We start from the raw sequence: 18,922 nt of genomic DNA on the forward strand, positions 1-18,922 counted from the left end.
GGCGCCGTCAGACCATTGCTCGCACCATCCTGATTCACCGCCGAACCACGGATCACCGCCAGCACCGGATGCCCGTTGCGCCGCGCATCCGACAATCGCTCCACCAGCAGCATGCCCGTGCCTTCGCCGAAGGCGGTACCGTCGGCCGCCGCGGCGAAGGACTTGCAGCGGCCGTCCGGAGCGAGTCCGCCCTGTCGGCTGAACTCGACGAACAGTTCGGGGCTGCACATCACGTTGACGCCGCCGGCCAGGGCCAGCGAGCATTCGCCGGATCGCAGCGCCCGTACCGCGAGGTGCAGGGCCACCAGCGAGGACGAGCACGCGGTGTCCACGGTGACCGCGGGGCCTTCCAGGCCGAAGAAGTAGGCCAGGCGTCCGGAGACGACGCTTCCCGAGTTGCCGGTACCGAGGAATCCCTCGACGTCCTCGGGGATGTAGGGCAGCAACCGGGCCGCGTAGTCCTGCTGCATCAGGCCGACGTACGTACCGACCGGGGCGCCGCGCAGGGTGGACGGGTCGATGGCCGCGCGCTCGAAGAGTTCCCAGGTGGTTTCCAGGAGCAGCCGCTGCTGCGGGTCCATGGCCGCCGCCTCGCGCGGCGAGATGCCGAAGAACTCCGCGTCGAACCCGGCCGCGTCGTGGAGGAAGCCGCCGTCGCGGGTGACGGAGGTGCCGATGCGGTCGGGATCGGGGTCGTAGAGCGTGTCCAGGCTCCAGCCCCGGTCGGTGGGGAACCCGGAGATGCCGTCGCGGCCCTCCGCCAGCATCCGCCACAGATCCTCGGGTGAGCGGACATCGCCGGGGAGGCGGCAGGCCGCGGAGACGATCGCGATCCGGTCGTCGTCCGCGTCCCGGTTCCGGTCGGCCGACCCTGCGGGTACGGCGGGCATGACGGCCCTGGCCGCTTCCGTGTCCATGAGTCCGGCGCCCAAGAAGTCCGCGAGCGCGGCCGGGGTCGGGTGGTCGAACACCAGGCTGGCGGGAAGCCGCAGGCCGGTGGCGGCGTTCAGGCGGTTGCGCAGTTCCACCGAGGCCAGTGAGTCGAAGCCCAGTTCGCGGAAGGCCCGTCCGGGGTCGAGGGTGTCCGGGGAGGCATGGCCGAGGACCGCAGCGGCGTGGGTGCGGACGAGTTCGACGAGCAGCCGGGTCTGTCCGGTGCCGTCGAGGGCCGCGAGGCGCCGGCGCAGGGCGTTGTCGTCGGCCGTCGCCTGCGCGGCCGTGGCCGCCCGGCGCGGCGGTGTGCGCACCAGGCCGCGCAGCAGCGGCGGCACAGTGCCCTCCGCCGCCGCGGACCGCAGGGCCGCGGCGTCGAGGCGCATCGGGACCAGGGCGGCCCGGTCCACGGTGAGGGCGGTGTCGAAGAGCGCGAGTCCCCGCTCGGTGGAGAGCGGCGGCATCCCGGACCGGGCGAGGCGTCGTACGTCGTCCTCGTCCAGGTGTCCGGTGAGGGCGCTGGCCTGCTCCCACAGGGTCCAGGCCAGGGCCTGGCCGGCCAGGCCCGCCGCCCGACGCTGGACGGCCAGGGCGTCGAGAAAGGCGTTGGCGGCGGCGTAGTTGGCCTGTCCGGGGCCGCCGAAGGTGCCTGCGGCCGAGGAGAAGAGCACGAAGTGCGTCAGATCGAGGTCGCGGGTCAGTTCGTGCAGGTGGAGGGCGGCGTCGACCTTGGGGCGCAGCACGGCGTCCACCCGTTCGGGGGTGAGTGCGGTGACGACGCCGTCGTCGAGGGTGCCCGCGGTATGGACCACGGCGGTCAGCGGGTGCGCGGGCGGCAGGTCCGCGAATACGGCGGCCAGGGCGACCCGGTCGGCGGCGTCGCAGGCGACGATGGCGGTCTCGGCTCCCAGCGCGGCGAGTTCGGCCCGCAGTTCGTCGGCTCCGGCGGCGGCCGGGCCGCTGCGGGAGAGCAGAAGCAGGTGCCGGACGCCGTGCCGGGTGACCAGGCGGCGGGCGACGTGGGAGCCGAGCAGGCCGGTGCCGCCGGTGATGAGGACCGTGCCGTCCGGGTCGAAGGCCCGGAGGGGCCCTGCCGCGTCGTCCGAGAGGTCCGGGTCGTTCCTGAGGACCCGGGCCAGCCGGGGTACGCGGACGTCGTCGCCGCGGACCGCGGACTGCGGTTCTCCCGAGGCGAGGGCCGCGGCGACGCCTGCGGAGGTGCCGTGCTCGTCGTCGGCGTCGAGGTCGAGCAGGGCGAAGCGCCCGGGGTGTTCGGACCGGGCCGAACGGACCAGGCCCCAGAGTGCGCTGTGCGCGGGGTTGCGTACGTCCTCCCCCTCCCCGGCGCTGACCGCACCCCGGGTGGCGAACACCAGGCGAGAGCCGGCGAAGCGGTCGTCGGCGAGCCAGGTCCGGACGTCGCTGAGGGCCTGGTGGACGACCGCGCGGACCACCGCGGCCGGTCCGGCCGCGTCCGCGGGCTCCGCGCAGGCGAGCAGGACCATTTCGGGCACCGGAGCTCCGGCGTCGACGGCGGCCAGCAGCGTGGCCAGGTCCGCGGTGCGGTGAACGGGTGCACCGCTGCCGCGCGGGGGTGTGGTGACCCACTCCGTCGCATAGAGGTCCTGGTGGCGGCGGCCGTGAGGGGCGCGGTCGGCGCCGAGGCTGACGGTGCCCGCAGGCCGCATGACCAGTGCGTCCACGGTCGCCACGGGGGCACCGGTCGCGTCGACGACGGCGAGCGTCACCGCGTCGGGCCCGGCCGGGGCGAGCCGGACGCGGATCGCGCCGGCGCCGGTGGCGTGCAGGGTCACGCCGTTCCAGGAGAACGGCAGCCGTCCTTCGGGGTGGGCCTCCGCGCCGGGGGTGCCGGGCACACCGGTGGCGTGCAGGGCCGCGTCCAGCAGGGCCGGGTGCAGGCCGAAGCGGGCGGCATCGGGTGCGGGCCCAGCGGGTAAGACGGCCTCCGCGAACAGCTCGTCGCCGCGCCGCCAGACCGCGTTCAGGCCCTGGAAGGCGGGACCGTAGGCGAATCCGGCCGCCGCGAAGCGGTCGTACAGTCCGTCGAGGGCGAGGGGTTCGGCGCCGGGCGGCGGCCAGGGCATCGACCCGTCGGCCTCGGCGCCTTCCGCGCCGTCCTGGGCCAGGACGCCTTCGGCGTGCCTGGTCCACTCGTCGCCGTCGGGGTCACCGTCGACGGGTGTGTCCGGCCGGGAGTGCAGGCTGAGCGGGCGGTGGCCCAGGGAGTCGGGGGGGCCCACGGTGAGGCGCAGCACGGTGCCGCCGTGTTCGGGCAGCACCAGGGGGGCCTCGAGGGTGAATTCCTCGACCCGGGGGCAGCCGACGCGGGCTCCGGCCTGGAGCGCGAGTTCCAGGAAGGCGGTGCCCGGGAGCAGTGCCCGGCCGCCGACGGCGTGGTCGGCGAGCCACGGGTGGGTGCGGGCCGACAGCCGGCCGGTGAGGAGCAGGCCGTCGCTGTCCGCGAGGACCACGACGGCGCCCAGCAGCGGATGGTCCGCGGGGGTCAGTCCGGCAGAGGTGACGTCGCCGACGGGCGCGGCTCCGTCCTCCAGCCAGTACGGGTCGCGTTGGAAGGCGTAGGTGGGCAGTTCCACCCGTCCGGGGCGGCGGTCGGCGAAGACGGTGTCCCAGTCCGGGGAGACTCCGCGCAGGTGGAGTTCGGCCAGGGACTCGGTGAACCGGCGCGGGCCGCCGTCGTCGCGGCGCAGGGTGCCCACGGCGGTGGCGTCGGCGCCCGCGTCCTCGGCGGTCTCCAGGACACCGACGGTGAGGACGGGGTGTGGGCTGCTTTCCAGGAGGACCTGGTAGCCGTCGGCGAGCAGGGCGCGGGTCGCCTGTTCGAAGCGGACGGTCCCGCGGAGGTTGCGGTACCAGTAGTCGGCGTCCAGGGCGGTGGTGTCCTCCAGCAGGCCGCCGCTGAGGGTGGAGTAGAAGGGGATGGCGGACGGGCGGGGGGTCAGTCCGTCGAGCCGGGCGAGCAGTTCGGTGCGGATGTCCTCGACGTGGGCGCTGTGCGAGGCGTAGTCGACGGGGATGCGCCGGCTGCGGATGTCCAGGGCCGTCGTCCGGTCGAGGAACGCGTCGAGCGCGTCGGTCTCGCCGGAGACCACGGTGGAGGCGGGTCCGTTGACGGCGGCGACGGAGAGCCGGCCGTCCCAGGGTGCAAGGTGTTCGGCGACCTGTTCGGCGGGCAGGGCCACCGAGGCCATGCCGCCGCGGCCGGACAGGGCGCGGATGGCGCGGCTGCGCAGGGCGACGACCTTCGCCCCGTCCTCCAGGCTCAGCGCTCCCGCCACCACGGCGGCGGCGATCTCGCCCTGGGAGTGGCCGATGACCGCGCCGGGGGTGATGCCGTGGGAGCGCCACAGTTCGGCCAGGGAGACCATGACGGCCCACAGCACCGGCTGCACCACGTCGACGCGTTCGGCCGGCGGGGTGCCGGGAGCGCCGCGCAGGACGGCTTCCAGGGACCAGTCGACGAATGGGGCCAGGGCACGCTCGCAGTCCGCGATGCGGGCGGCGAAGGCGGGGGCGGAGTCGAGGAGTTCGACGGCCATGCCGGCCCATTGGGATCCCTGTCCGGGGAACACCAGGGCGACTTCGCCGCCGGTTCCGGCAGTGCCGAGGACCAGGCCGGGGGCGGTGCGGCCGGCCACCACGGCGTCGAGGCCGGCCCGGAACTCGTCGGGGTGGGCGCCGATCAGGACCGCCCGGTGCTCGTGCGCGGCGCGGGTCGTCGCGAGGGCGTGGCCGACCTCGGCCGGGCCGGGTCCGGGGTGGGCGTCGAGGTGGTCGCGGAGCCGTGCGGCCTGGGCGCGCAGCGCTTCGGCGGTGCGTCCGGAGAGCACCCAGGGGAGGACGGCGGGGGCGGCGGGTTCGTCGGCCTGTTCCAGGACGGGTTCGTCCGCCTGTTCCAGGATGACGTGTCCGTTGGTGCCGCTGACGCCGAAGGAGGACACCGCGGCCCGGCGCGGCCGTCCGGTCTCGGGCCAGGGGGTGTTCGCGGTGACCAGGCGTACCGCGCCCGCGGTCCAGTCGATCTGCGGGGACGGGTCCTGCGCGTGCAGGGTGGGCGGGACGGTACCGTGCCGCATGGCGAGGACGGTCTTGATGACGCCGCCGACGCCGGCCGCCGCCTGGGTGTGCCCGATGTTGGACTTCAGCGAGCCGAGCAGCAGCGGCTGCCCGTCCGCGCGGTCCTGCCCGTAGGTGGCCAGCAGGGCCTGGGCCTCGATCGGGTCGCCCAGCGGGGTGCCGGTGCCGTGCGCCTCGACCACGTCCACATCGGCGGGGGTGAGTCCGGCGTTGGCCAGGGCGTGGCGGATGACGCGCTGCTGGGCGGGGCCGTTGGGGGCGGTGAGCCTGCTGCTGGCGCCGTCCTGGTTGACGGCGGTGCCGCGGATCAGGGCGAGGACCGGGTGGCCGTTGCGCCGGGCGTCCGAGAGGCGCTCCAGCAGGAGCATGCCGACGCCCTCGCCCCAGCCGGTGCCGTCGGCGGCGGCGGCGAAGGACTTGCAGCGGCCGTCCCGGGCCAGGCCGCCCTGGCGGCTCATCTCCACGAACGGAACGGGTGTCGACATGACCATCGCGCCCCCGGCCAGGGCCAGGGTGCAGTCGCCGGCCCGCAGGGCTTGGGCGGCGAGGTGGATGGCGACCAGCGAGGAGGAGCAGGCGGTGTCGATGCTGACCGCCGGGCCCTCCAGACCGAAGGTGTAGGCGACGCGGCCCGAGGCGACGCTGTCGGAGCTGCCGCTGCCGACGTAGCCGGCCACGTCGTCGGGGACCTGGCGCAGCCGTACCGCGTAGTCCTGGTACATCACCCCGGCGAAGACGCCGGTCCTGCTGCCCCGCAGGGTCGCGGGGTCGATACCGGCCCGTTCGAACGCCTCCCAGGTGGTCTCCAGGAGGAGCCGCTGCTGCGGGTCCATCGCGAGCGCTTCGCGCGGGGAGATCCCGAAGAATCCGGGGTCGAAGTGCCCGACGTCGTCGAGGAATCCGCCCAGGGCGGTGTGGCTGGTGCCCTCGCGCAGTTGTTCCGGGTCGTCCAGGTGGTCCAGGTCCCAGCCCCGGTCGCGGGGGAAGCCGGTGATGGCATCGGTGCCGTCGGTGACCAGGCGCCACAGGTCCTCGGGGGACCGTACGCCGCCGGGGTAGCGGCAGCTCATCGCGACGACCGCGATCGGTTCGCGGCCCGCTTCCTCGGCCTCGGTCAGGCGCCGGCGGGTGTGGTGCAGGTCCGCCGTCACGCGCTTGAGGTAGTCCCTCAGCTTGTCGTCGTTCACCATTGGGGGCCACCGTCCTGGTTCGCGGGTCGGGTCGGTGTCATGACCGGCCGAGTTCGCTGTCGATGAGGTCGAAGAGTTCGTCGTCGCTGGCGCCGTCCATCCGGTCCTCGATGGAGGCGGCCACCCCGGCCGCCGTGCCGTCGCCGTCGGCCGGGGTGGCCGCCGGGTCGTCGAGGCGGCGCAGGAGCTCCCGGAGCCGCCCGGCCAGCCGTTCGCGGTCCGCCGGGTCGTCGGGGAGGCCGTCGAGGGCGCCTGCCAGGCGGTCCAGTTCGGCAAGGCCGGGGAGCGGGCCGGGTCCGGCGTCGGGGAGCAGTTCGGCGGAGAGGTGTGCGGCGATCGCGGCCGGGGTGGGGTGGTCGAAGAGCAGGGTGGCCGGCAGCGGGTGGCCGGTTGCGGCGCGCAGCCGGTTGCGCAGTTCCACCGCGGTCAGCGAGTCGAAGCCGACCTCCAGCAGGCCGCGTCCGGGCTCGACCGCGGCCGGGCCGCTGTGGCCGAGCACCAGGGCGGCGTGCGAGCGGACCAGGTCGAGCAGGACCCGGCCGCGCTGGGTCTCGTTGAGGGAGCCGAGGCGCTGCTTCAGGGCCTCGGGCCCGTCGGGGCCGGTGCCGGCCGCGGGGCCCGCGGCGCCGCGCCGGGCGGCGGGGCGCACCAGGCCGCGCAGCAGGGCGGGGACGCCGCCGGTGGCGGCCTGGGCGCGGACGGCCGCGGTGTCGAGCCGCAGCGGGAGGACGACCGGCTCGTCGAGGGTGCCGGCCGTGTCGAAGAGCGCCAGTGCCTGGGCCGGGTCGAAGGCGACGATCCCGCCCCGGGAGATCCGTCGCAGGTCGGCCTCGGTGAGCCCGCCGGTCATCCCGGTGCTGTTGGCCCACAGGCCCCAGGCGAGGGAGCGGCCGGGCAGCCCATCGGCGCGGCGCCGGTGGGCCAGGGCGTCGAGGAAGGCGTTGGCGGCGGCGTAGTTGCCCTGGCCCATGCCGCCGAAGATCCCGGCGATGGACGAGAACAGGACGAACTCGGACAGCTCCAGGCCGGCGGTGAGTTCGTGCAGGTTGATCGCCGCGTCCACCTTGGGGCGCAGGACGTGGTCCAGTCGCGCGGGCGTCATGGTGGCGACGACGCCGTCGGCCAGCACGCCCGCGGCGTGCACCACCCCGGTCAGCGGGTGCGTGGGGGGCAGGGCGGCCAGCAGGGCCGCGAGGGCGTCGCGGTCGGCGGCGTCGCAGGCGACGATCTCGGCGTGCGCGCCCAGGGCGGCGAGCTCGGCGAGGAGTTCCGCCGCGCCGTCGGCGGCGGGGCCGCTGCGGCTGGTCAGCAGCAGGTGCCGGACGCCGTGTTCGGCGGCGAGGTGGCGGGCGACGTGGGCGCCGATGGCGCCGGTGCCGCCGGTGATCAGGACGGTTCCGTCGCCGCCCCAGCCGGGCGTGCGCCCGGTGCCGGCCAGCGGTACCCGGGCCAGCCGGGCGACGTGGACGGCTCCGGCCCGGATCGCGAGCTGGGGTTCCCCGGACGCGAGGGCTTCGGCGAGCAGCGCGGGCGGGTTCTCGTGGGCGTCCAGGTCCAGCAGGACGAAGCGGTCGGGGTTCTCGGTCTGCGCCGAGCGGACCAGGCCCCAGAGCGCGGCCAGGGCCGGGTCCGGGGCGTCGTCGCCGGTCACCGGGACCGCGCCCGAGGTGACCAGGACCAGTTTGGCCCCGGCCAGCCGCTCCTCGGCCAGCCAGTCGCGGAGCAGGGCGAGGACCGTGCCGAGTCCGTCGTGGACCGCGTCGCGGAGGGTGCCGGGCGGCGCGTACGGGGCCGAGGCGGGCGGGCAGGCGGCCAGCACCAGCCGGGGCGGTGGGGCGCCCGCGTCGAGCAGTGCGGACAGCGCGGCGAGGTCGGTGACCGTGCGGCCGGGGAGTGTCCCGGTGCCGAGCACGGTCCAGGACTCCGGGTCGAAGGCGGTGCCGGCCGCCGTCGCGGCGCGCTCGGGCAGGGCCTGCCACTCGGGGCGGAACAGTTCCTCGTGGTGTCCGACGCGGGTGGCCTGGAAGCGGTCGCGCGAGACGGGCCGCAGGACCAGGGAGCGGGCCGAGAGCACCGGCCGCCCGGTGGTGTCGGTCACCTGTACGGCGACGGCGTCGCGGCCGGTCGGGGTCAGCCGCAGCCGGAGTTCGGCGGCCCCGGAGGCGTGCAGGCGCACCCCGTTCCAGGAGAACGGCAGCCAGCCCTGCGCGGGCCCCTTGAGGACGTCGAACACCAGTGAGTGCAGGGCGGCGTCCAGCAGGGCCGGGTGCAGGCCGAACGCGGCGGCGTCCGGCCGCTGCTCCTCGGGCAGGCTCGCGAGGGCGTACACCTCGTCGCCGAGCCGCCAGGCCGCGCGCAGGCCCTGGAAGGCGGGGCCGTAGGCGAACCCGCCGCCCGCGAAGCGGTCGTACAGGCCCTCCGTGTCGAGGGGGACGGCTCCGGGCGGCGGCCAGGCCTCGGGGTCGGCCGGGTCGGCCGGGTCCGCGGCTCCGGTGGAGCTGAGCAGGCCGCTCGCGTGCCGGGTCCAGGGGGCGTCGGGGCCGTCGTCGGCGGCCCGGGCGTGGACGCTCAGCGGACGGGTGCCGGCGGCGTCCGGGCTTCCGACGGTGAGCTGGAGTGCGACGGCTCCGCCCGCCGGGAGCACCAGCGGTGCCTCCAGGGTCAGTTCCTCGACCTGGTCGCAGCCGACCTGGTCGCCCGCGCGGACCGCGAGTTCCAGGAACGCGGTGGCGGGGAACAGCACCCCCTCGTAGACGCCGTGGTCGGCCAGCCAGGGGTGGCTGCGGACCGAGAACCTGCCGGTGAAGAGGAAGCCGTCGGAGTCCGCGAGTTCCGTTCCGGCGCCGAGCAGCGGGTGGTCGACCGCCTGAAGTCCGGCTGCGGGCAGTCCGGCCGCGGCCGGGCTGGCCTGCAGCCAGTAGCTGCCGCGCTGGAAGGCGTAGGTCGGCAGGTCGACGGCGGAGCCGGCCGGGCCGCCGGAGTGGACGGCGTCCCAGTCCACGGGGACGCCCGTGACGTGCAGCCGGGCCAGGGCGGCCGTCGCCGCGGGTGCTTCAGGCCGGTCCTTGCGCAGCAGGGGCGTCAGCACCGGGCTGCCGGTGGCGCCGGTCAGGCAGTCCTGGCCCATGGCGGTGAGCGCGCCGTCGGGTCCGAGTTCGAGGAACGCGGTGACGCCGTCGCGTTCCAGGTGGCGTACGCCGTCCTGGAAGCGGACGGTGCCGCGCACGTGCTCCACCCAGTAGTCCGGCGAGCCGAGCTGCTCGGCGGTGGCCGGCTCGCCCGTCAGGTCGGAGATCACCGGGACGGCGGCCTCCCCCGGGACGATCCGGGCCACGACCTCGCGGAACTCGGCGAGCATCGGCTCCATCAGGGGCGAGTGGAAGGCGTGGGAGACCCGCAGCCGCCGGGTCTTGCGGCCGCGCGCGGCGAGCACGGCGGCGATCTCGTCCACCGCCGCCGCGTCGCCGGAGACCACGGTCGAGGCCGGGCCGTTGACCGCGGCGAGGCCGACCTCGCCCTCACGGCCCGCGAGCAGCGGCAGCACCTCCTCCTCCCCGGCGGCGAGGGCGACCATCGCGCCGCCCGCCGGGAGGGCCTGCATCAGCCGTCCCCGCGCGACCACCAGCGCCGCGGCGTCGGGCAGGGTGAACACCCCGGCGACGTGGGCGGCGGCCAGCTCTCCCACGGAGTGGCCGAGCAGCCGGTCGGGGCGCACGCCCCAGTGCTCGACGAGGCGGAACAGGGCGACGCCGAGTGCGAACAGGGCGGGCTGGGCGTATTCGGTGCGGTCCAGCAGCCCGTGGCCGGGGTCGCCGGGGGCCGCGTCGACCACCTCCCGCAGCGGGCGCTCGAGCAGCGGATCGAGTTCCGCGCAGACCGCGTCGAAGGCGTCGGCGAAGACCGGGAACCGTGCGTACAGTCCGGCGCCCATGCCGGTGCGCTGGCTGCCCTGGCCGGGGAACAGGAAGGCCGTCTTCGCGGCCGGGCCGGTGATCCCGCGCACCAGGTCCGCCGACGGCTCGCCGGCGGCGAGGGCGGCGAGCGCCTGGAGCAGGGTCTGCCGGTCCGTGCCGGTGAGGGCGGCCCGGTGCTCGAAGGCGCTGCGGTTCAGCGCCAGGGAGCGGCCCACGTCCGCGACGGCGAGGGTCGGGGCATGCTCCATGTGCCGGAGCAGCCGGGCGGCCTGCTCCCGCAGCGCGTCCGCACCACGGGCGGAGAGCAGCCAGGGCAGGGCGGGCTCGGCGGGGGCGACGGGCGTGTCAGGGGTCGGCGCGGGGGCGGCGGCCGGGGCCGGTTCGGTGGGCTGTTCGAGGATGGTGTGGGCGTTGGTGCCGCTGACTCCGAACGACGACACCGCGGCCCGCCGGGGGCGGCCGGTCTCCGGCCACGGGGTGTCGTCGGTGAGCAGCCGGACCGCGCCGGCCGACCAGTCGACGTGGGGTGTCGGCGCGTCGACGTGCAGGGTGCGCGGCAGCGCCCCGTGCCGCATGGCCTGCACCATCTTGATGATGCCTGCGACGCCGGCGGCGGCCTGGCTGTGTCCGATGTTCGACTTCAGCGACCCCAGCAACAGCGGCTGCTGCGCGTCGCGTTCCCGGCCGTACGTGGCCAGGAGCGCCTGGGCCTCGATCGGGTCGCCCAGCCGGGTCCCGGTGCCGTGCGCCTCCACTGCGTCGACCTCGGAAGCGGTCAGTCCGGCGTCGGCGAGGGCCGCCCGGATGACCCGCTGCTGGGAGGGGCCGTTGGGGGCGGTCAGGCCGTTGCTGGCGCCGTCCTGGTTGACGGCGGAGCCGCGAACGAGGGCGAGCACCGGGTGGCCGTTGCGCCGGGCGTCCGAGAGGCGTTCCAGGACGAGCAGTCCGGCGCCCTCTGCCCAGGAGGTGCCGTCGGCGGCGGCGGCGAACGGTTTGCAGCGGCCGTCTTCGGCGAGCACCCGTTGCCGGCTGAACTCCACGAACGCGCCCGGTGTCGACATCACGGTCACCCCGCCGGCGAGCGCCAGCGAGCATTCGCCGGCCCGCAGCGACCGGGCCGCGAGGTGGACCGCGACCAGCGACGAGGAGCACGCCGTGTCGACGGTCACCGCGGGCCCTTCGAGGCCGAGGCTGTAGGAGATCCGCCCGGACGCCACGCTGCCCGCGCTGCCGATGCCGAGATAGCCCTCGAGCTCTTCGGAGGGTTCGGTGACGCGCGACCCGTAGTCGTGGTGGCTGCATCCGACGAAGACGCCGCTCGCGCTGCCCTTGAGGGAGAGCGGGTCGATGCCGGCCCGCTCGAACGCCTCCCAGGAGAGTTCGAGCAGCAGCCGCTGCTGGGGGTCGATGGTCAGCGCCTCGCGCGGGGAGATCCCGAAGAAGGCCGGGTCGAAGCGGTCGGCGTCGTGCAGGAAGCCGCCTTCCCGCGCGTAGGTGCTGCCGACCCGGTCCGGGTCCGGGTCGTAGAGGCCGTCCAGGTCCCAGCCCCGTCCGGTGGGGAAGCCGGTGATCGCGTCCCGTCCGCCCGCGACGAGCTCCCACAGCTCCTCGGGGGTGCTGACGCCGCCGGGGTAGCGGCAGCTCATGGCGACCACGGCGATCGCCTCGTCCTCGGGCACCGCGGCGGCCGCGGGCGGCTGCCCGGGGGCGTCGGCTGCCTCGGTGGCGGGCGCCCCCGGCAGGTCGGCGCGCAGGTGTCCGGCCAGGGTGGTGGCCGTGGGGTAGTCGAAGGCCAGGGTCACCGACAAGCGCAGGCCGGTGGCCGCGGCGAGCCGGTTGCGCAGTTCGACGGCGGTCAGCGAGTCGAAGCCGATGTCCTTGAACGCCTGGTCGGGTCCCACCGCCTCGGGCCCGGGGTGGCCGAGCACGGCGGCGACCTCGCGGCGGACCAGGTCCAGCAGGGCCCGGTCGCGTTCCGCCGGGGGCAGTGCGGCGAGCCGCAGGGCCGGCGGCTCGGCGCCGTCGGCGCTGCCCCGGGACCCGGCCGCGGCGGCGAGCGCTTCCCGCACCTCGGGCAGGTCCCCGAGGGCGGCGCTGGGCCGGAGCGCGGTGAACGCCCGGGTGAAGCGGTCCCAGGCGAAGTCGGCGACGAGGACGGCCGTGTCGTCGTGGTCGAGGGCCTGGTGCAGCGCGATGGTGGCCACGGCGGGGTCCATGGCGGGCAGGCCGTCGCGGATCAGCCGTTCGGCGACCACTCCGGAGGCGAGGCTCTCGCCGCCCCACAGGCCCCAGGCCACCGAGGTGCCGGGCAGTCCGAGGTCGCGGCGCTGCCGGGCCAGGGCGTCGAGGTAGGCGTTGGCGGCGGCGTAGCTGCCCTGGCCGGTGCCGCCGAGGGTGCCGGCGAGCGAGGAGAACAGCACGAAGGCGGTCAGGTCGAGTCCCCGGGTGAGCGCGTCGAGGTTGCGTGCGCCGTCGAGCTTGGGGCGCAGGACGCCGGCCGCGCGTTCGGGGGTGATGGAATCGATCACCCCGTCGTCGAGGACGCCCGCGGTGTGCAGGACGGCGCGCAGCGGACGCTCGGCCGGAATGCCGGCGAGCAGTTCCGCCAGTGCGTCGCGGTCGGCGACGTCGCAGGCCACCGCGGTGGCGTCGGCGCCGAGTCCGCGCAGTTCGGCGAGCAGGGCGTCGGCTCCCGGGGCCTGTGCGCCGCGCCGGCTGGTGAGCAGCAGGTGCGCGGTGCCGGTGCGGGCGAGCCGGCGGGCGATCTGGGCGCCAAGGCCGCCGGTGCCGCCGGTGATCAGGACGGTGCCCTCGGGTGTCCAGTCGCGTGCGGGGGCGGTGTCGCCGAGTCCGGCGTGGACGACCCTGCGGCCGTAGACGCCGGTGGCGCGCACCGCCAGCTGGTCCTCGCCGTCGGGGTTGGTCAGGGCTTCGGCGAGCCGGGTCGCGGCCCGGTCGTCGAGCCGTCGCGGCAGGTCGACCAGGCCGGCCCAGCGCTGCGGGTACTCGACGCCGGCGACCCCGCCGAGGCCCCAGGCCAGGGCTTGGAGGGTGCTGTCGATCCGGTCGGAGCGGCCGACCGACACCGCGCCCCGGGTGGCGCTCCAGAGCGGGGCGTCGGTGCCGAGGTCGCCCAGGGCCTGGAGGAGCGCGACGGTCAGGGTGAGGCCGAGGGGGAGCGCCGATCCGTCGCCGTGCGGTTCCTCGGCCAGGGCGAGCAGCGACAGGATTCCGGCGGGCGGCCCGTCGGCGCGGTCGTGGGCGTCGCGGAGCAGTGCGGCGAACCGCGTCCGGTCGGTCGCGTCGTGGCCGGCCTCGACCAGGACGGGGGTGGCGCCGTGTCCGCGCAGGGCGTCCGCGGCGAACGCGACGGCCGGGTCGTCGGCGGCGACGGCCGGGGCGACGAGGAGCCAGCTGCCGGTGAGCCGGGGCCGCTCGGGTGCCGGCAGGGGCTTCCAGGCGACCCGGTAGCGCCAGCTGTCGGCGGTCCGGTCGTCGGCGCGGCCGCGCGCCCACTCGGCGAGGGTGGGCACCAGGGAGGCGAGGGAGACCCGCAGCTCTTCGTCCTCGACCTGCAGGGTGGTGGCGAGGGCGTCCAGGTCCGCGCGGTCGACCGCCGCCCAGAAGCCGGAGTCGGCCGGGCCGGCGCCGGTCGCGGCGGCCGTGCCGGCCGCGGCGTCGGCGGGCCGGCCGGGGGTGGCGTCCAGCCAGTAGCGCTGCTGCTGGAATGCGTAGGTGGGCAGGGGCCGCTTGCGCGCGCCGGTTCCGGCGAACACCGCGTCCCAGTCCACCGGCAGTCCGCGGACCTGGACCTCGGTGAGCGCGGCGAGGAAGCGGCCGGGGCCGCCCTCGGTGCGGCGCAGGGTGCCGACGACGGCCCCGTCGCCGACCCCGGCCGCCTCGACGGCCTCCTGGATCCAGACGGTCAGCGCGGGGTGGGTGCTGCACTCGACGAAGGTGTGGTGTCCGTCGGCGACGAGCGCGTCGAGCGCCCGGCCGAACTCCACCGGCCGGCGCAGGTTCTCGTACCAGTACGCGGCGTCCAGGTCCAGGGTGTCCACGGGGCCGCCGCTGACCGTCGAGTAGAACGGGACGGCGGAGGTCCGCGGCGCGATGCCGCCGAGCAGGGCGAGCAGTTCCTCGCGGAGCTCCTCCACCTGGGGCGAGTGTCCGGCGAAGTCCACGCCGGGGACCGGCCAGGCCAGGACGCCCGCCTCGGCGAACTGCTCGCGCAGCCGTTCCAGTGCAGCCGGGTCGCCGGAGACCGTCACCGACGTCGGCCCGTTGACCGCAGCCACGTCGAGTGCCCCGTCGTGGGCGGACAGTGCCTCGCGCACGGCTTCGACCGGCTGCGGCACGAACAGCATGCCGCCGCGTCCGGTCAGGGCCAGCAGGGCCCGGCTGCGCAGGGCGACGATCCGGGCCGCGTCGTCCAGCGAGAGCGCGCCGGCCACGCAGGCGGCGGCGATCTCGCCCTGGGAGTGGCCGACCACGGCGTCGGGGACGATCCCGTGCGCCCGCCACAGCTCGGCCAGCGACACCATCACCGCCCACAGCACCGGCTGCACCACGTCCACCCGGTCGAGCGGGGGAGCGTCGGGCGCGTCGCGCAGGACCGCGAGCAGCGACCACTCCAGGTGCGGGGCGAGGGCGCGTTCGCACGCCGCGATCCGGTCGGCGAAGGCCGGGGCGTGGTCGAGCAGTTCCCGGGCCATGCCGGCCCACTGGGTTCCCTGGCCGGGGAAGACGAAGACGGTCCTGGCCGACCGGGCGACGATGCCTTGGACCAGGCCGGGTGCGCGCTCTCCGGCGGCCAGCGCGGCCAGGCCGCCCAGCAGGGTCGCCCGATCGCCGCCGACGACGGCCGCGCGGTGCTCGAAGGCGGTCCTGGTGGTGGCCAGCGAGTAGCCGACGTCGGCGGACGGCAGCTCCGGCCGCTCCGTCAGGTACGCGTGCAGCCGCTCCGCCTGGGCCTTCACCGCCTCGGCGGTCCGCCCGGACAGGACCCAGGGGACGGCGGCGGGTGCGGGCCCGGCGGGCAGGGCGGGCAGGGCGGGTGCGGGCCCGGCGGGCGGCTGTTCGATGACGACGTGGGCGTTGGTGCCGCTCAGGCCGAACGAGGACACTCCGGCCCGGCGCGGCCGGCCGGTCTCGGGCCAGGGGGTGGCCTCGGTCAGCAGGGCGACGGCGCCCGCCGTCCAGTCGACGTTCGGGGTCGGCCGGTCGATGTGCAGGGTGCGCGGCAGTTCGCCGTGCCCCATGGCCAGCACCATCTTGATGATGCCGCCGACGCCGGCGGCGGCCTGGGTGTGCCCGATGTTCGACTTCAGCGACCCGAGCCACACCGGCCGGTCGGCCGGCCGGTCCTGGCCATAGATGGCCAGCAGCGCGTCGGCCTCGATCGGGTCGCCCAGCCGGGTGCCGGTGCCGTGCGCCTCGACGGCGTCCACGTCGGCGGCCGACAGCCGGGCGTTCGCCAGCGCGTCGCGGATCACCCGCTGCTGGGCCAGGCCGCTGGGCGCGGTCAGTCCGTTGCTCGCGCCGTCCTGGTTGATCGCCGAGCCGCGCAGTACCGCGAGTACCGGGTGGCCGTTGCGGCGGGCGTCCGAGAGACGTTCCAGGAGCAGCAGGCCCACGCCCTCTGCCATGCCGAAGCCGTCCGCCGAGGCGGCGAAGGACTTGCAACGCCCGTCCTCGGCAAGCCCGCGCTGCCGGCTGAAGCCGGTGAACGACAGCGGGGTGCCCATCACCGTGGCGCCGCCCGCCAGGGCCAGCGTGCACTCGCCCGAGCGCAGCGACTGCGCGGCGAGGTGGACCGCCACCAGTGACGAGGAGCAGGCCGTGTCCACGGTCACGGCGGGCCCCTGGAGGCCGAGCTGGTAGGCGACCCGCCCGGACAGGACGCTGGTGGAGATGCCCGCGATGAACAGGCCCTCCAGTTCCTCGGGGATGTCGCGCAGGGTGCCGCCGTAGCCCTGGTAGGAGGCGCCGGCGAAGACGCCGGTCGGGGTGCCGCGCAGGGTGGACGGGTCGATGCCGGCGCGCTCGATCGCCTCCCAAGAGGTTTCGAGCAGCAGTCGCTGCTGCGGGTCCATGGCGAGGGCCTCGCGCGGGGAGATCCCGAAGAACCCGGGGTCGAAGCGGTCCGCGTCCCTGACGAATCCGCCCGCGGCAGCGTAGCTCCGGCCGGGCCGGTCGGGGTCCGCGTCGTACAGCGTGTCGAGGTCCCAGCCCCGGTCGGACGGCAGCCCGGAGACGGCGTCGTGCCCGTCCGCGACCAGGCGCCACAGGTCCTCGGGGGTGCGGACGCCGCCGGGGTAGCGGCAGCTCATGGCGACGATCACGATGGGGTCGTCGTCGGCGGCGGGTAGCGCCGTCGGGGGCTGCCGGACGGTGGCGGGCTCCTCGGCGGCACCCAGCAGGCCGGTCTCCAGGCGTCCGGCGAGCGCGGTCGCCGACGAGTAGTCGAAGACGACGGTGACCGGGAGCCGCAGGCCGGTGACGGCGTTGAGTCGGTTGCGCATGTCCACGGCGGTCAGGGAGTCGAAGCCCAGCTCGCGGAAGGCGCGGCCGGGGGCGACCGCGTCCGGCGAGTCGTGGCCGAGGACGGCGGCCGCGTGGGTCCGGACCAGCTCGACCAGCACCCGGGTCCGCTCGGCCGCCGGGAGCGGCGCCAGTCGGTCGCGAAGCGCCGAGGGGGTCCCCCCTGCACCGGTCCCGCCGGTCTCCGGTCCGGCGGCCAGCGCGCTGCGCACCTCGGGGAGTTCCCCGATCAGCGGGCTGGGGCGCGCCGAGGTGAAGACCGTCGCGAAGCGTTCCCAGTCGATGTCGGCGACCACGACCACCGTCTCGTCGTGGTCCAGGACCTGCTGGAGCCCGGTGATCGCGACCGCGGGCGGCATGAAGAGCACGCCGTGGCCGCGCAGGGTCTCCTCCGCCAGTTCGGCCGCCATCCCGCCGGCCCCGCCCTCGGGGCTCCAGATGCCCCACACCACGGAGGTCGCGGCGAGGCCGCGGCTCCTGCGGTCCTCGGCGAGGCCGTCGAGGTAGGCGTTGGCGGCGGCGTAGGCGCCGTGGACGGCGCTGCCCCACACCCCGGAGATGGAGGAGAACAGCACGAACGCGTCGAGGGTGTCCCGGTCGAAGAGCAGGTCCAGGTTCCGGGCCCCGCCGACCTTGGCGTGCAGAGTGTCGGCGAACTCGTCCGCGTCGGTGTCGGGCAGTGGCACCAGCAGCCCGGCCCCCGCGGCGTGGAAGACGGTGCTGATCCGGTGGCCGTCCTGTTCGAGGCCGTCCTTCAACGCACGCAGGGCCTGAAGGTCGGCGACGTCGCACGAGGCCAGGGTGACCCGGGTGCCGAGCGCGGCCAGTTCCTCGGCGAGCTCCGGCGCACCCGGCGTGTCCGGGCCGCGCCGGCTGACCAGCACCAGGTGCCCGGCTCCCCGCCGGGCCAGCCAGCGCGCGATCTGGGCGCCGATCCCGCCGGTACCGCCGGTGATCAGCACGGTGCCCCCGGGCCGCCAGCTCCGCCGCGGCGCGGTGTCGCCCAGGGCGGACCGGACCAGCCGCCGGCCGTGGCAGCCGGTGACCCGGACGGCCACCTGGTCCTCGTCCCCGGCCTGGCCGGCCAGCACCCGGCACAGCCGCCCGGCGGTGTCCGGGTCCAGGACCTCCGGGAGGTCGACCAGACCGCCCCAGCGCTGCGGGAACTCCAGCGCGGCGACCCGGCCCAGGCCCCAGAGCAGGTTCTGCGCGGCGCTGACCCCGCTCCCGGTGTCCGTGCCCCCGACCGACACCGCGCCCCGGGTCGCCCACCACAGGGGCGCGCCGATCCCGGCGTCGCCGAGGGCCTGCACCAGGGCCAGGTTGAGCGCGGTGCCCAGCGGGACGGAGGGGTGTTCCGGGTGCGGGCGCTCGTCGAGGCCCAGCAGCGACAGCACTCCCGTCACCGGTCCCGGCAGCGCGTCGAGGGACGCGCGCACCCGGTCGGCCAGCACGGCGCGGTCGGCCGCCGCCTCGGTGATCCGTATGTGGACCACCGAGGCCCCGGCCTGCTCCATGGCGTGGACGGTCGCCTCCGACCGGCGTGCCCCGTCCTCGGACTGGCCGTCCGACGACAGCACGAGCCAGCTGCCGTCCAATGCGACCGCCGGGCCCTCGGGCAGGGCCCGCCAGGTCACGCGGTAGCGCCAGGAGTCGACCACCGAACGCTCGGTGCGCTCGGTGCGCCAGCCGGCGAGCGCGGGGAGCACCACGTTCAGCGGGTCCTCGGGCGCCACCCCGAGGGCGGTGGTGAACCGGTCCAGGTCACCCCCGCCCAGGGCCTCCCAGAAGTCGTCGCCCGCCGCGGACGGACCGGACGGACCGCCCGCCGCAGGGCCGGTGTCCTCCAGCCAGTACGGGCGGCGCTGGAAAGCGTAGGTGGGCAGGGAGACGCCGCCCGGCCGGTGTCCGGCGAACACCCGGTCCCAGTCGGGCAGCAGGCCGCCCACGTGGGCCTCTCCCAGGGACGTCAGGAAGCGGTCGAGGCCGCTCTCGCCGCGCCGCAGCGTGCCCACGACCACGGCGGGGCCCTGCGCGGAACCGGCGGTGTCGGCCGCGTCGGCGGTCTGCTGGACACCGAAGGTGAGCACGGGGTGCGGGCTGGACTCGACGAAGAACCGGAAGCCCTCCCCCAGCAACGCCTCCGTGGCCTGCCCGAACTCCACCGTCTCCCGCAGGTTCCGGTACCAGTACTCGGCGTCGAGGAACTTCGTATCCAGCCAGCCG

2 protein-coding genes are annotated in these 18,922 nt (G+C 76.0%); both read right to left on the reverse strand.

The genetic code is table 11. The features are described from left to right. The coding region (locus ACIBEC_RS46435) for a type I polyketide synthase (protein WP_360509682.1) at positions 1–6,239 on the reverse strand (6,239 nt) is incomplete at its 3' end. Positions 6,240–6,276: 37 nt separating this feature from the next. Continuing rightward, positions 6,277–18,922: type I polyketide synthase (locus tag ACIBEC_RS46440; RefSeq protein WP_360509684.1), on the reverse strand; the 12,646-nt coding region annotated here is incomplete at its 5' end.

The sequence above is a fragment of the Kitasatospora sp. NPDC051164 genome (assembly GCF_044455625.1).
Classification (GTDB): Bacteria; Actinomycetota; Actinomycetes; order Streptomycetales; family Streptomycetaceae; genus Kitasatospora.